The sequence below is a fragment of the Fusobacteriaceae bacterium genome (genome assembly GCA_031272775.1).
GTDB lineage: Bacteria > Fusobacteriota > Fusobacteriia > Fusobacteriales > Fusobacteriaceae > JAISST01.
Genome location: JAISTB010000005.1, coordinates 88,531 through 102,573, shown reverse-complemented (window position 1 = coordinate 102,573; position 14,043 = coordinate 88,531). Strand labels below are relative to the sequence as shown.

13 protein-coding genes are annotated in these 14,043 nt (G+C 53.5%); 10 read left to right on the top strand and 3 right to left on the bottom strand.

The annotated features are described in order from the left end of the window. Complete coding sequence (locus tag LBQ97_01375; GenBank protein MDR1831367.1) at nucleotides 1-597, top strand: IMPACT family protein; 597 nt, start codon at nucleotides 1-3, stop codon at nucleotides 595-597. Here the strand turns inward: LBQ97_01375 and LBQ97_01370 are convergent. The 3 genes from LBQ97_01370 to LBQ97_01360 form a co-directional block, all read right to left on the bottom strand. Further along, nucleotides 581-1,297, bottom strand: a complete 717-nt coding sequence (locus tag LBQ97_01370; protein MDR1831366.1) for a polyphenol oxidase family protein — start codon at nucleotides 1,295-1,297, stop codon at nucleotides 581-583. The two genes, LBQ97_01375 and LBQ97_01370, sit on opposite strands and share 17 nt — an antisense overlap. 49 nt (nucleotides 1,298-1,346) lie before the next feature. Next, nucleotides 1,347-1,517, bottom strand: coding sequence for a 4Fe-4S binding protein (locus LBQ97_01365; protein MDR1831365.1), 171 nt, complete (start codon nucleotides 1,515-1,517; stop codon nucleotides 1,347-1,349). Nucleotides 1,518-1,610: 93 nt separating this feature from the next. Next, nucleotides 1,611-2,414, bottom strand: coding sequence for a glucosaminidase domain-containing protein (locus LBQ97_01360; protein ID MDR1831364.1), 804 nt, complete (start codon nucleotides 2,412-2,414; stop codon nucleotides 1,611-1,613). Between the two features lie 456 nt (nucleotides 2,415-2,870). On the opposite strand from LBQ97_01360, the gene LBQ97_01355 reads away from it, so the two are divergent. The 9 genes from LBQ97_01355 (at nucleotide 2,871) to uvrC (ending at nucleotide 14,042) form a co-directional block, all read left to right on the top strand. After that, entirely contained in the window at nucleotides 2,871-3,437 is a 567-nt protein-coding gene (locus LBQ97_01355) for a transposase (GenBank protein ID MDR1831363.1), read from the top strand. A 16-nt stretch (nucleotides 3,438-3,453) separates the two neighbouring features. Continuing rightward, the gene (locus LBQ97_01350; GenBank protein MDR1831362.1) at nucleotides 3,454-4,551 is read left to right on the top strand and encodes a macro domain-containing protein; all 1,098 of its coding nucleotides are present in this window, start codon (nucleotides 3,454-3,456) and stop codon (nucleotides 4,549-4,551) included. Nucleotides 4,552-4,660: 109 nt separating this feature from the next. Continuing rightward, entirely contained in the window at nucleotides 4,661-4,894 is a 234-nt protein-coding gene (gene secG / locus LBQ97_01345) for a preprotein translocase subunit SecG (protein ID MDR1831361.1), read from the top strand. Nucleotides 4,895-4,946: 52 nt separating this feature from the next. Beyond that, nucleotides 4,947-6,185 carry a replication-associated recombination protein A gene (locus LBQ97_01340; protein ID MDR1831360.1) on the top strand — a complete coding sequence of 413 codons (1,239 nt, stop codon included), beginning with the start codon at nucleotides 4,947-4,949 and terminating at the stop codon, nucleotides 6,183-6,185. Nucleotides 6,186-6,282: 97 nt separating this feature from the next. After that, nucleotides 6,283-7,536 carry a histidine--tRNA ligase gene (gene hisS, locus LBQ97_01335; protein MDR1831359.1) on the top strand — a complete coding sequence of 418 codons (1,254 nt, stop codon included), beginning with the start codon at nucleotides 6,283-6,285 and terminating at the stop codon, nucleotides 7,534-7,536. Between the two features lie 9 nt (nucleotides 7,537-7,545). Then, a complete protein-coding gene (aspS, locus tag LBQ97_01330; GenBank protein MDR1831358.1) occupies nucleotides 7,546-9,318 on the top strand; it encodes an aspartate--tRNA ligase in 1,773 nt (590 codons plus the stop codon). A gap of 320 nt (nucleotides 9,319-9,638) precedes the next feature. Next, the gene (gene argS, locus LBQ97_01325; GenBank protein MDR1831357.1) at nucleotides 9,639-11,351 is read left to right on the top strand and encodes an arginine--tRNA ligase; all 1,713 of its coding nucleotides are present in this window, start codon (nucleotides 9,639-9,641) and stop codon (nucleotides 11,349-11,351) included. Between the two features lie 34 nt (nucleotides 11,352-11,385). Next, nucleotides 11,386-12,246 carry an RNase adapter RapZ gene (gene rapZ / locus LBQ97_01320; protein MDR1831356.1) on the top strand — a complete coding sequence of 287 codons (861 nt, stop codon included), beginning with the start codon at nucleotides 11,386-11,388 and terminating at the stop codon, nucleotides 12,244-12,246. Continuing rightward, on the top strand, nucleotides 12,240-14,042 hold the full coding sequence (gene uvrC / locus LBQ97_01315; protein ID MDR1831355.1) for an excinuclease ABC subunit UvrC: 1,803 nt from the start codon (nucleotides 12,240-12,242) through the stop codon (nucleotides 14,040-14,042). Before rapZ ends, uvrC begins: the two co-directional genes overlap by 7 nt. Nucleotide 14,043 lies beyond the last annotated feature (1 nt).

Below are 14,043 nucleotides of genomic sequence, written 5' to 3'. Positions count from 1 at the left end.
ATGAAAAGCGTAAAAAACGCAGCCGAAATCTCCTTTGAAGAGAAAAAATCGAAGTTCATCGGATCCATCGGTCCCGTTTCCACGAGGGCCGAAGCCGAGGCCTTCGTCGCCGCCGTCCGGACCAGATATCCCGACGCCACGCACCATTGCAGCGCCTGGAAGGTCACGGAGCGGGGGCAGGAATATTACCGCGTCGACGATGACGGCGAACCTTCCGGAACCGCCGGCAAACCCATGGGCGACGTGCTGGGTTATATGGGCGTCGAAAATGTGGTCGTCGTGGCGACCCGCTACTTCGGCGGCGTCAAACTGGGCGCGGGGGGATTGGTCAGAAGTTACGCCCGCTGCGCGAAATTGGCGGTAGAAGCCGCCGGACCCGTCGAATTTATTCAAAAATGGACATATATTGTAGAATTTCCCTACGACAGGGCCGGGGAAGCGGAAGCCCTCCTCAAAGACGAGCGCGTTGAGATCATTGAACGGGGCTACGGCGACAAAATCAGCTGTAAAGTAAAACTCCCGGCTGAAATCCGGGAGCGGCTCGCAAACATGAAAAATATCCTGCTCGTGGCCCTGGAGCCTACAGGCGATAAATAATCCCGGCGTTTCGTCCGGGATTTTCTTTTTCCCGACGATAGGAGAAAAAGCGGGGATCGTCATAGACGCAGAGGGAATTCGTGAAAATATGGGCGGAAGGGACTCCAGCCTCCCGAAAGAGCAGGCGGTTGAACGTCTGGTTGTCAAAGAAAATTTTTCCCTCCCGGAAAGAAAAGGCCTCTCCGGTCACGGCAGGCGGAAATTTTCCGGCAAAAAGCCCGCGGAAATCTCCGGAAACCACGTAGTTGCGACCGGCTATCCCGATCCCGAACAAGATGCGGATATCGGATATTTTGCTTCCGTAGCGCCGCTCCATGAGACGCAGGGCCGAAAGACCGACGGCGGCAAAAGAGCCCTTCCATCCCGAATGGACGACGCCCATGGCGCCTGTCGCGGGGTCCAGCAAAAAAACCGGCAGGCAGTCGGCGTATTTCGTATAGAGGACGACGTCGTCCCGGTTCGTGAGGAAGCCGTCATTGTCCTCGCGATAAAGCGGTCCGGGTTCGTCCACGACCGTGATTTGCTCCCCGTGGACCTGATGTCCCGCGCAAAGCGCTTTCTCCCCGATTCCGGGCAGCTCCCGGAGTCGCGTCGTTTCCGGACTTTTGGCGTCGCCGAAGGCCTTCCCCGTAAAGACAGCCCTCGCGCCCAGACTTAGAAATTCTTCCGATTCGAGATACCAGCCCATATCCCGCCACATGATCACTCCTCCAAGTGAAAAGGAGCCGACCGGCTCCTCTTGTTTTGCCTTATTGCGCTTTTATTGCCGAAACGGGACATCCGCCGGCACAGGCGCCGCAGTCAATGCAAGCGTCGCTGATTCCGTATTTGCCGTCGTCAGTGGCCGCAATGGCGCCGACGGGACATGTTCCTTCACAGGCGCCGCAGGCGATGCAGGCATCCTTATCTATCACGTGCATGGTATACCTCCCTCGTTTTAAAATATTTTAAAGTTCGTTCATATATTATAACCTATTCGGCCGTGAACGTCAAGAGAAAAATGTATCTGCGCGCTATGCGTCGTAGGAATACAGATTGTTTGCCCGGATGACCTGCCCGACCTTCCGGCCGTATTCGGCCTTGAGCTCGGAATAGTTGTTCAGATGGCGCACGAGCTCGGTGGAATTTTCCCCCTTGATGATGGCGTTGCGCAGACTGCCGTAGGCCCTGTGTCGGGCCAGAGTCAGCATGTAATCCTCGACGGAATCCTTGATGGAATCATAGCGCTTGTAGTAGCTCTTTCCCATCTTGTAGCCGCGCCCGTCCCGGGAAAAGGATTTCATTCCGAAGAGATTGTTGGCGCCGACGGCGATCTGGGAAGTTCCCCAACCGCTCTCGAGGGACGCCTGGGCCAGCACAAGGGACGTCGGTACGATGACGAGCTTGTCCAGCAATTTGGCGATGCTGTTTCCTTCGACTTTATACAAGAGGAAGAGCTCCTTGAGGAAAATTTCGTCGCTCTTGCTCCGGCTGCCTTTTTTGGCGATTTTCTCGACCCGGGTGCGCGTCAGCTTGATGTCCTTGTGGATATCTTCAATAATGGGCACCAGCGTATCGATAAAGACCGCTTTTCTGCTTTTTCCCGCTCTGGGCTTCAGGTCCTTGACCTTGGCGACGAATTTGGGTTTGCCCGCTTTCACGACAATGGTCCGGAAATACTTGTCCTGGGTGCTGACCAGACGCACGGGATTCGGCCCCGAGGGCTTTTTCACCGATGTTCCGGCGTGAAATACAAAAAAGTCCGGCGCGGCGGGATTCTTTTCTTCTTTTATTTTCTCCGGTTGCGCTTTGACTTCCCGGCGTTCTCTTTCGTCCAATTGCGCTCTGATATTCGCGTAAAATTTTTGGTAATTGGCTGCCTTTAAGCGGTACGTGTCGTACCGGGAAGAGAAAATGAAAAATGAGCACACCAGAAAAGCTGTATATAACAGGACTCTCTTTTTCATATGGCCTCCTCTGAACCCGCAAAGAAAAAACGGGGTAATAGTATTATAGCACAAAATTCGGAAAATTACAAAAAAAATAAAAATGGCGGGGGAGATGAGGGGAAGTTCTGATTGAAAAGCGAGAGCGGATCGTGTATAATAGTAAAGAAGACAGTAATCCGCGATAATTTTGTCAATAGAGATAAAACCAACCGTAGGGGCAGGCCCCCGTGCCTGCCCTGAAAATAGGCAATCGCCCGAATGTGCGGGGCAACCACAGGGGGTTGCCCCTACAAATCCCAATAATTTTGTTTTTTGATGCAATAAACCAAACCAGCGGAGGTTGGGATGAGATACAATCCTGATATACACCATCGCAGAAGCGTCAGATTAAAAAGCTATGATTATGCGCAGAACGGGGCGTACTTCGTGACGATTTGCGTGCAGGACCGCAGATGTCTGTTTGGGGAGATTATGAATGAAGGGATGACGTTGAATGGTGCAGGCAAGATGATAAAATCGGTGTTGGATGAAATGCCAAACCATTATGACGGCATCCGACTAGGCAAATATACGATAATGCAAAACCATATCCACCTGATCATAGAAATCGTAGGGGCAGGCCCCCGTGCCTGCCCTGAAAATAGGCAATCGCCCGAATGTGCGGGGCAACCACAGGGGGTTGCCCCTACGAGATTGTCGTTGAATGATATTGTTCACCGTATCAAAACACTGACGACGAAACGATATGCGGACGGCGTAAAACAAGAGAATTGGTCATCATTTAACAAGCGATTATGGCAACGCAATTATTACGAACGCATTATCCGCGATGAGGCCGAATACGCTCACATCGCGGAATACATCATCAATAATCCCGCGAATTGGGACAAAGACGACTTACGGGAAGAATGATTTCGGGAGGGAAACCATGCCTTTAACGATTGTCCGTCAGGATATTACAAAAATGCGGGTCGACGCCATTGTGAACGCGGCCAACGAGCATCTCTTGCAGGGCGGCGGCGTCTGCGGCGCCATATTTCGCGCCGCCGGAAGTCGGGAGCTGCAGGCGGCCTGCGACAAGCTGGCGCCCATTGAGACGGGCGCTTCCGTCATCACGCCGGGTTTTGCCCTGCCTGCAAAATACGTCATTCACACGGCCGGCCCCCGGTACAGGGACGGGATGCACGGCGAAGAGGCGCTGCTCCGCTCGTCCTATCAAAAAAGCCTCGCCCTTGCCGTGGAAAACGGCTGCCAGAGCATCGCCTTTCCGCTGATTTCCAGCGGGATCTTCGGCTATCCGAAAAAAGAAGCCCTGCGGGTGGCGACGGAGAGCATCCGGGATTATCTCCTGGCGAACGAGGCGGAGCCGCTGGTTTATCTCGTGATCTTTGAGCCGATCCAGGCCCCCATAGCAGCGGCGCTGCGGGGAGAAATCGAGGGGCTTCTTTATGACGCCCCGGGGCCGGCGGAAGCTGATTTGGAATTCTCCGAAAGGTTCGATCTGCTCCATGAGAACGAAGACCCAAGGCCAATGGAAATCTCGCGAGCTTCCGCAAAAACAAAAAGCCAAACCATAACAGAGAGCTACCGGAAGCATCCTGGAACATTAGCAGACAATAAATTTCCGGTAATGAAAAAAATCGGCGCAATGATCCACGGCGCGCTCGCCGTCAACGTCGAGCTGGAAAAACCTTTTTCGACGATCCTCATGCAATTGATCGCCGCAAAGGGTCTGACGGACGTGGAAGTCTACAAACGGGCCAATATCGACCGCAAGCTCTTCAGCAAAATCCGAAATCCCAATTATACGCCAAGCAAAAAAACCGTCCTGGCTTTGATCGTGGCGCTGAAATTGACGCCCGACGAGGCCGATGACCTCATGAAACGGGCGGGTTTTGCCTTTTCCGGGAGTATCCTGCTCGACGTGGTCGTGAAAAATTACATCTCCATGCGAAAATATGATATTTTTGAGATCAACAACACGCTTTTCGCCTACGACGCGCCGCTTTTGGGCGTAGCGGAATAAGAGAAAATTTCTGGGAAATTCCCCCGTTTCCGATGAATTGCTTGATAAAAAAAGGGATTTGTGGTATAATTTATGCGTTTCAACAGTGAAACGGAGGTGGAAACAAAAAATGCGACTCAGCACAATCTTTACCCTGATTCTGTTCGTGGCGGCGCTGTTCCTGATTATTCTCGTCCTGATCCAGCCCGACCGGAGCAACGGCATGGCGGGCAGCATCGGAATGGGCGCGACAAACAGCGTGTTCGGCCTTTCCAAAGACGGCGGCCCTCTGGCCAAAATCACGAAAATCGTCGCAGTGGTCTTTATTGCAAGCGCGTTATTGTTGTATCTTGTCAAGCGATAACAAGGCCTGTCGAATAAACGCCAGGCTTTTTTTGCTGTAAAGGTGTCGGCCTATGAATCTTTTCACGCGCAACTACGAAAATGTGAAGCCCCTGTCTCTTTTGCTCCGGCCGGATTCCCTTGAAGGCTTCATCGGGCAGGAGAAAATCCTCGGGAAAAACGGGGTTTTACGGAAATTGATTGAGACCGGAAATATTACGAATTCCGTTTTTTTTGGTCCGCCGGGATCGGGTAAGAGCACCCTCGGTGAGATCATCTCCAAGACGCTCAAATGCAACTTTGAGACGTTGAACGCGACGACGGCTTCTCTCGCGGACCTGAAAAAGGTCGTGGACACGGCAAAGCAAAATATCGAGCTCTACAACACCCGGACAATTCTTTTTTTAGATGAGATCCACCGCTTCAACAAACTCCAGCAGGATTCGCTGCTTTCCTACAGCGAAAACGGCATCCTGACCCTGATCGGCGCCACGACGGAAAATCCCTACTACAGCCTCAACAACGCCCTGCTGTCGCGGGTCATGCTCTTCGAGTTCAAGCCCCTTTCGCGGGAAAACATCCGGACGATCCTGACCCGGGGTCTCAGTTACCTCGAGCTTGCCGACAAAGTATCCGATGAGATCCTCGACTGTATCCTCGACATTTCTCAGGGCGACGCCAGAATCGCCATCAACTATCTTGAGCTCTATCAGAAAAGCTGTGTGGGACTCAGCGATCGCGAAGTGTTGGAATTGTTCCGGGAGCGGCAGGCGTCCTTTCACAAGGCCGACGACAAATACAACCTGATTTCCGCCATGATCAAGAGCATGCGCGGCAGCGACCCCGACGCGGCGGTCTATTGGATGGGCCGCTTGTTGCACGGCGGAGAGGACCCGCGCTATGTGGCGCGCCGGATCATGATTCACGCCAGCGAAGACGTGGGCATGGCCAACCCCGAAGCCATGCTGGTGGCCCACGCGGCCCTTTCGGCCAGCGAGCGGATCGGTATGCCCGAGATCCGGATTATCCTCGCGCAGGCCGTCATCTACATCGCCATTTCCACGAAGAGCAACTCCGTTGTCAACGCGATCAACGACGTTTTTTCCGATATAGAGGCGGGAAAAATGGACAAGGTCCCGATCAACATCCAGCACAACTGCGTGGGCTATCTCTACCCCCACGACTACCCGGGAAATTTCATCGAGCAGCGCTATATGCAGGAAAAAAAGCGGTACTATACGCCCGGGGACAATAAAAATGAAAAACTGATCAAAGAAAAGATCGAGAAGCTCTGGAACAAAAAGCAGTCCTGAGCGTAAATTTCAACTGAAATTAAGAAATAATGAGAGATACATTAAAATATACCATACATATATAGAATATGAATAAGGCAACATTCAGGAGGATAGGATGAAATTGATCAAGGCCGTCAGAGGCACAAAAGACATCTGGGGGGAGGACGCGGAAAAATACATCTGGGTCAGCGATACCGCCGCGCGGATTTTCTCCGATTACGGATATACCTTTATCAAAACGCCGATTTTTGAGGAGACGGACCTGTTCAGGCGCGGCGTCGGCGAGGGGACGGACATTGTGGAAAAAGAAATGTACACGTTCCTGGACAAAGGGGATCGCAGCATTACGTTGAGACCGGAAAATACGGCCTCCGTGGTCAGATCCTATCTGGAAAACGCCATTTACGCCAAGGAGGACATTTCCAAGTTTTATTACAACGGATCCATGTTCCGCTACGAGCGGCCCCAGGCCGGCAGACAGCGGGAATTCAACCAGATCGGCATCGAGGTCCTGGGCGATCCCTCGCCCGTAGCCGACGCCGAAGTCATCGAAGTCGGGTATTTCCTGCTCTCGACGCTGGGCATCAGCGACCTTGAGGTCAAGATCAACTCCGTGGGCGGCACGGCCACCCGCGAACGCTACAGGGCCAATTTGCTGGCCTGGCTCGAACCTCACCGGGAAGCGCTTTGCGATGACTGCCGCAACCGCATGGACACCAACCCCCTGCGGGTCCTGGACTGCAAAGTCGACGCCTGCAAAAATATCGTCAAAGACGCGCCCAACATCATCGACGCCCTCGATGAGGCGGAAAGGGCCCATTACGAAGCCGTCAAAAAATACCTCGGGGTCTTCAACATCAAATTTACCGAAGACCCCCGTCTCGTACGGGGACTGGACTATTACTCCAGCATGGTCTTCGAGATCGTGACGAACAAACTGGGGGCGCAAGGGGCGGTACTGGGCGGCGGTCGCTACGACAACCTGCTCAAACAGCTGGGCGACAAGGACATTCCGGCCGTGGGCTTTGCGGCCGGCGTGGAGCGGATCATGATGCTCCTGGACGCTTTCCTTCCCGCTAAATACGTGATTTACGTAGCCTGGCTCGGGGAAAAGGCCCGCGATGAGGCCGTCAAAATTTCGCAGGTCCTGCGTAACAGCGGATTCAAGACCGCCATTGACTACACGGAAAGAAGCATGAAGGCACATATGAAAAAAGCCGATCGCCTGGGCGTCAAATTCTGCGTGATCCTCGGCGAAGATGAAATCAATAAAAATCGGGTGATTCTCAAGGATTTTGAAAAACGGACCCAGGAAGAACTGCCCTTCAACAATGTCATGGAAAAGATTTTCCATGAGCTGAAAGCGTAAGGAGGAACCATGTTGTACAGAACGCATCATCTGGGGGAATTGCGGATCGGAGACGCCGGACGGGACGTCGTCCTCTCGGGCTGGATCGACACGCTGCGGGAACACAAGGGCGTGACCTTTGTGGATCTGCGGGACCGGGAAGGCAAGACCCAGATCGTCGTCAGCGCCGAAGATTCCGGCGAAGCCCTCGTCAAACTGGCGAAGCGCTTCCGGCCCGAATTTGTCCTGCGGGTCGAAGGCCGGGTCCGGGAACGTCAGAGCAAAAATCCCAACCTGCCGACCGGAGAGATCGAAATCGCCGCCAAGGCCGTGACGATCCTGAACGAATGCGATACGCTCCCCTTCCAGGTCAGTACCGTGGATCCGACGCTCAATGAAAATATCCGTCTGACCTACCGCTATCTGGATCTCCGGCGGCCCCGTATGTTGAACAATCTCAAGATGCGGCACAAAATGCTGATGGCGATCCGCAGATATATGGACGAGGCCGGATTTATCGATGTGGATACGCCGATCCTCACAAAATCTACGCCCGAAGGGGCAAGGGACTTTCTCGTCCCCAGCCGGACCAATCCCGGGAAGTTTTTTGCCCTGCCCCAGTCGCCGCAGCTCTTCAAGCAGATTCTCATGATCGCCGGGATTGAAAAATATTATCAGATCGCCAAATGCTTCCGGGATGAGGATCTCCGGGCCGACCGGCAGCCCGAATTCACCCAGCTCGATATCGAGATGTCCTTCGCGGACCAGAATCTCGTGATGGATACGATCGAGGGCCTCGCGAAGAAAGTCTTCGCGGAAATCACCGGCGAAACGGCCGATTACCCCTTTCAGCGCATGCAATATCGGGAGGCCATGGAGCGCTTCGGGTCCGACAAGCCCGATTTGCGCTTCGGCGTCGAGTTAAAAGACCTCACGGATATCGTTAAAGATTCCGGATTCAAGGCCTTTTCCCTGGCCGCACAGTCGGGCGGCGTCGTCAAAGCCGTCACGGCCCCGGGCGCATACGAAAAATTCACGCGGAAAATCCTCGGCGAGTACGAAGACCTGGCCAAGACCTATTTCGGCGCAAAAGGTCTCGCCTGGCTCAAAATGGGCCCCAACGGCATAGAATCCCCGATCGCCAAATTCCTTGACGAAGATACGCTGCAAAAGATCGTCCTCCGGACGGAAGCCAAACCGGGCGATGTGATCCTCGTGGTCGCCGACCGGGCGAAGGTCGTCTACGGCGCTTTGGGCGCGATCCGGCTGCGGATCGGAAACGACCTCGGCCTCATTGACCAGAACGCCTTTAGATTCCTCTGGGTCGTGGATTTTCCGATGTTCAGCTACGACGAGGAAGAGGGGCGCTGGAAGGCCGAACACCATCCCTTCACCTCCATCAAGGACGAGGACATGGACGCCTTTCTCGCGGGGGAAACGGAGCATATCCGCACAAATACCTACGATATGGTCCTGAACGGCTTTGAGATCGGCGGCGGTTCCATCCGGATCTTCAACCCGGAGATCCAGCGGAAGGTTTTTGACCGGCTGGGCCTCACCGAGGAGGAAATGAAAGTAAAATTCGGCTTTTTCCTGGACGCCTTCAATTACGGCGCGCCGCCCCACGGCGGGCTTGCCTTCGGCATCGACCGCTGGCTCATGGTCCTGCTCAAGGAGCAGTCGATCCGGGACGTCATCCCCTTCCCCAAGACAAACAAGGGGCAATGTCTGATGACCGAAGCCCCCGGACCCGTGGACGACAGGCAGCTTGGAGAGCTTCATCTCAAACGGGAAGAAAGTTAAACTTGCAAATTTACGGAAAACGTGTTATAATGTCTCTAAAGAAAATTCTGGCCTGCAAGCTAGTTTCCTGAGGTTTTGGGCCTAATGTCGTCACGGGATCGGCGCTGATTACAGTAGCTCAGCAAAGTCACGAATTATTGAAGCTCAATAGATTACGGACTCTGTATGCTGTTTTCATCTGGTTACCACCTTATTTATTGGCGGCTAAAACTGTATCGAAGGCGGTAGGCCGGAGTTTTTCTGATGTGACGGGCAGAGGACCGCCACTTTTTTGTTCAAGCCTTGTACAAAGCAAATACGCAGTATGTCAGGAGGAATTTATGCTTGTTGTGGATAAAGCCATCGCGGGAATCATTGAAAAAACCATCGCAACCCTTTACGGCGCGCTTCCCGTGAGGCCGGCGGAAATCACCCTCGCCACCAAGGAAGAATTCGGGGATTTCCAGACGAATTTTGCCATGATGAACGCGAAAATCATCGGGGACAATCCCCGGAATATCGCGGGAAAAATCAGGGACGCCCTTCCGGAAAATGAAATTATCGAACGCCTCGAAGTAGCGGGCCCCGGTTTTATCAATATTTTCCTCAAAAATTCCTTTTTGGGCAGCGCCGTCCGGCAGACCCTGACGGAAACTTATGATTTTTCCTTTCTCGATACGGCGGGCGACGTGATTATCGACTATTCGTCCCCGAATATAGCCAAACGAATGCACATCGGCCATCTGCGCTCGACGATTATCGGAGACGCCGTGACCCGGATCCTGCGCTTCCTCGGCTACCATGTGATCGCCGACAACCATATCGGCGACTGGGGCACGCAGTTCGGCAAACTGATCATCGGCTACCGCAAATGGCTCAACCGGCGGGCCTATGAAGAAAATCCCATCGAGGAACTTGAGCGGGTCTATGTGCGCTTCGCCGATGAGGCGGAGAAGGACCCCGCCCTGGAAGAGCAGGCCCGGACGGAGCTGAAAAAACTCCAGGACGGAGACCCGGAAAATTATACGCTCTGGAAGGAATTCATCAGCGAGTCCCTCAAAGAATATGATAAACTCTACAAAAGGCTCGGCGTCGTTTTTGACACCTATTACGGCGAGTCCTTTTACAACGACCTCATGAAAGACGTCATCAAGGAGCTCGTCGATAAAAAGCTGGCCGTCGAGGACGGCGGCGCCCTCGTGGTCTTCTTTGACGAAAAGGACAAGCTCTTTCCCTGCATCGTGCAGAAAAAAGACGGCGCGTTTCTGTATTCGACGTCGGATATCGCGACGATCAAGTTCAGAAACAGCCATTATCATGTGAATAAATTGATCTATCTGACCGACGAGCGGCAGCAGGACCATTTCCGCCAGATTTTCAAGATCGCCGATATGCTGGGCTGGCAGTTTGAAAAGAGCCACGCCTGGTTTGGGATCATGACCATGGGCGATGAGGCCTTCTCGACCCGGGCGGGGAACGTGATCCGCCTCGAACAGCTCCTTGACGAGGGAAAGCGCAGGGCCTTCGCGACGGTCGACGCGAAAAACCCCGATCTGACCCGGGAAGAGAAAAACCGGATCGCCGAAGTCGTAGGCACGGGGGCCATCAAATACGCCGATCTCTCCCAAAACCGGCAGAGCCCCGTCCATTTCGAGTGGAACAAGATTCTTTCCTTTGAGGGGAACACGGCCCCTTATTTGCAGTATTCCTATGCCCGGATCCGCTCCATTCTGCGTCGGGCCGAGGCCGAAGGAAAGCCTGTGGGAGACGGCAGGGACATCGTCATCACGGAACCCCAGGAGAGGGCCATCGCGGCGCAAATCCTCATTTTCCCCATGGCGGTCCTCAAGGCCGCGGAAACCTACCGGCCCAACATCATCGCCGATTATCTCTTTGAGTTGGGGAAAAAATTCAACACGTTCTACAACGCCTGCCCGATCCTGAATCAGGAGGACGGCGTGCTGTATTCCCGGGGTCAGCTGAGCAAGGCCGTCAGCCTGACGCTCAAAACCGGACTCGGTCTTTTGGGCATTGAAACCCTTGAAAAAATGTGATTCTCTTACGATTCTCGAAGAAAGAGGCGCTCCTATGGAACAGCGGCAAAAGCGGCTCATTATCATTACGGGACTTTCCGGCGCGGGAAAGAGCACCGCGGTCAACTTGCTGGAAGACCTGGGCTTTTATGTCGTAGACAATCTGCCCTGCGAAATTGTCCCGCATTTTTTGCAGTCCAACCGGGAAAAAGTGGCGCTGGGAATAGACATCCGCTCTTTGCGCAAAGCGGAGGAGCTGACGGATATCCTCGACCGCTTCGATTACGAGAAGACGCCCTATTTTCTGCTGTTTTTGGAGGCGTCGGAAGAGGCCATTCTCAACCGCTACAACCTGACGCGAAGGCGGCATCCTCTGATTGCGGATACGTTGCTCAAAAGCATCCGGAAAGAGCGGGAGATCATGTCCGTCATCCGGGACAGGGCCTCGGATATTATCGATACCAGCGACATCAACCCCAAGGATTTTCCCGATGTCCTGAAAAGGGCCCTGGCGATCCAGGACCCCCACAATGATATCACGATCCATGTGACGTCCTTCGGTTTCAAATACGGCGTCCCCATAGACGTCGACCTGCTGTTTGACGTGCGCTTTCTGCCCAATCCCTATTATTACGCGGAATTGAAGCCGAAAAACGGTGAGGATAAGGAAATCCTCGATTTCCTGCTGAGCCATGAAGTGACGCGGACATTTTATACAAAATTGATTGATTTACTCGAATTTTTAATCCCCAACTACATCAAAGAAGGGAAAAAGCATCTGACGATCGCCATGGGATGCAGCGGCGGCAAGCATCGTTCCGTAGCCCTCGCGTGGCTGTTGTACCGGGAATTGCTGAAAAAGGAGAATCTCAACCTGTACCTGAGTCATCGGGAGAAGGAGAGGGGAAATTGGTAAAGGACAGTTTGCGGGAAAAATTACAGGATATCCCCGACAGCCCCGGCGTCTACCTGATGAAAGGGGAAAAGAAGATCATTTATATCGGGAAAGCGAAAAATCTCAAACATCGCGTGTTGTCGTATTTCAACCACGAGCACGGCGACGAGAAGACCCGCGAATTGGTGCGGCATGTGGAAGACATCGACTTTATCCTCTGCAAAAATGAAGTGGACGCCTTTTTGCTCGAAAACAACCTGATCAAAAAAAACATGCCCAAGTATAATATTCTGCTGAAGGATGAAAAGACCTACCCCTATATCCGGATCAGCCGGGAAGAATTCCCCAATATCCGGATCTTGCGGACCACAAAGACCCTTGACAGCAAAAACGCCTTTTATTTCGGGCCCTATCCCTCGGGCGGGACCCATCTCAAGAACACCATTATCCGGCTCTTCAAAATCAGGGACTGCAACAAGGACATGAAAAAAGTCTACGGACGACCCTGTCTCAAATATTTTATGAAAAGCTGCCTCGGCCCCTGCGTATACAAAGAGGTCCGGGAGGAGTACGCCTCGGAGATCGAATCGGCCATGGACCTCCTCAAAGGGCAGGGACGCGACGTCATTTCGCGCCTCAAAAAAAAGATGGACGAGGCCTCGCAAAATATGGAATTTGAAAAGGCCATCCTGTATCGCGAGCAGATCGCCGAGCTTGAAAACGCCGTCAGCAACCAGATCACCGAATACGGAAAGGACCTCGACGAAGACATCTTCACGTTTCGGGTGGAAGGGGAAACCGCGTTTTTATGCGTACTCAACGTGCGCGAGGGCAAGATCATCGGCAAACTCTCCTCGACCATTGACCTCAAGGAAAAACTGTACGAGGACATTTTCGAAGTGGCGCTGCTGGCCTTTTATGACAGGCATCCGATCCCGCGCAACATTGTCTTTTCCCAGCAGATCGAAACGCAGGCGGAACAATTTTCCGCGCTTCTGGACGAATACGCCGGCCGGAAGATCGAGCTCCATTTTCCGAAAATCAAGTCCCGCCGGATGGAACTGCTCGAAATGGCGGAAGAAAACCTCAAACGGGACATCGAGAGTTATTACAAGAGAAAGAGCGTCATCGAGGAGGGCCTGTACAAGATTTACAACACATTGGGCCTGAAGCGCTACCCGCGCAAGATCGAGTGTTTTGATATCTCCAACATCCAGGGAAAGGACGCCGTGGCCTCCATGAGCGTCTCCGTTGAGGGACGGGCGTCCAAGAAAGACTACCGGAAATTCAAGATCCGCTGCAAGGATACGCCCGACGACTTTATGATGATGCGCGAGGTCATCACGCGCCGTTACAGCAAGCTGGAGCCGCAGGAATTCCCCGACGTCGTCCTCATCGACGGCGGTCTGGGGCAGATCAACGCGGCGGGGGAAATCTTCAGGGAACTGGGAAAAGAAGGGATCGCCGAGCTTCTGAGTCTCGCGAAACGGGACGAGGAAATCTACAAATACGGGGAAAGCGAGCCCTACTGCTTTCCGAAGGATCAGGAAGCGCTGAAGATTTTCCAGCGCGTCCGGGACGAGGCCCATCGTTTCGGCATCACCTACCACAGGAAACTCCGGAGCAAACGGGTCATCTCTTCAGCCCTGGACAGGATACCCGGCATAGGGCCCAAGCGCCGGAAACTTCTGCTTGAAACATTCGGTTCCGTCGCGAAAATCGCGGAGCAGCCCATAGAAGCGCTGAAGCAATTGGTACCTGAAGAAATCGCGGTCCGGATTCGCGAGACCATCGGAGAAACGCAAACGGGGAAGTGAG

What these genes read in the sequence shown, in the direction of transcription:
- LBQ97_01365 (MDR1831365.1), bottom strand. Translation starts at nt 1,517, where the DNA reads ATGCACGTGATAGATAAGGATGCCTGCATCGCCTGCGGCGCCTGTGAA.
- LBQ97_01350 (MDR1831362.1), top strand. Translation starts at nt 3,454, where the DNA reads ATGCCTTTAACGATTGTCCGTCAGGATATTACAAAAATGCGGGTCGAC.
- LBQ97_01370 (MDR1831366.1), bottom strand. Translation starts at nt 1,297, where the DNA reads ATGTGGCGGGATATGGGCTGGTATCTCGAATCGGAAGAATTTCTAAGT.
- LBQ97_01355 (MDR1831363.1), top strand. Translation starts at nt 2,871, where the DNA reads ATGAGATACAATCCTGATATACACCATCGCAGAAGCGTCAGATTAAAA.
- argS (MDR1831357.1), top strand. Translation starts at nt 9,639, where the DNA reads ATGCTTGTTGTGGATAAAGCCATCGCGGGAATCATTGAAAAAACCATC.
- aspS (MDR1831358.1), top strand. Translation starts at nt 7,546, where the DNA reads ATGTTGTACAGAACGCATCATCTGGGGGAATTGCGGATCGGAGACGCC.
- secG (MDR1831361.1), top strand. Translation starts at nt 4,661, where the DNA reads ATGCGACTCAGCACAATCTTTACCCTGATTCTGTTCGTGGCGGCGCTG.
- rapZ (MDR1831356.1), top strand. Translation starts at nt 11,386, where the DNA reads ATGGAACAGCGGCAAAAGCGGCTCATTATCATTACGGGACTTTCCGGC.
- LBQ97_01340 (MDR1831360.1), top strand. Translation starts at nt 4,947, where the DNA reads ATGAATCTTTTCACGCGCAACTACGAAAATGTGAAGCCCCTGTCTCTT.
- hisS (MDR1831359.1), top strand. Translation starts at nt 6,283, where the DNA reads ATGAAATTGATCAAGGCCGTCAGAGGCACAAAAGACATCTGGGGGGAG.
- LBQ97_01375 (MDR1831367.1), top strand. Translation starts at nt 1, where the DNA reads ATGAAAAGCGTAAAAAACGCAGCCGAAATCTCCTTTGAAGAGAAAAAA.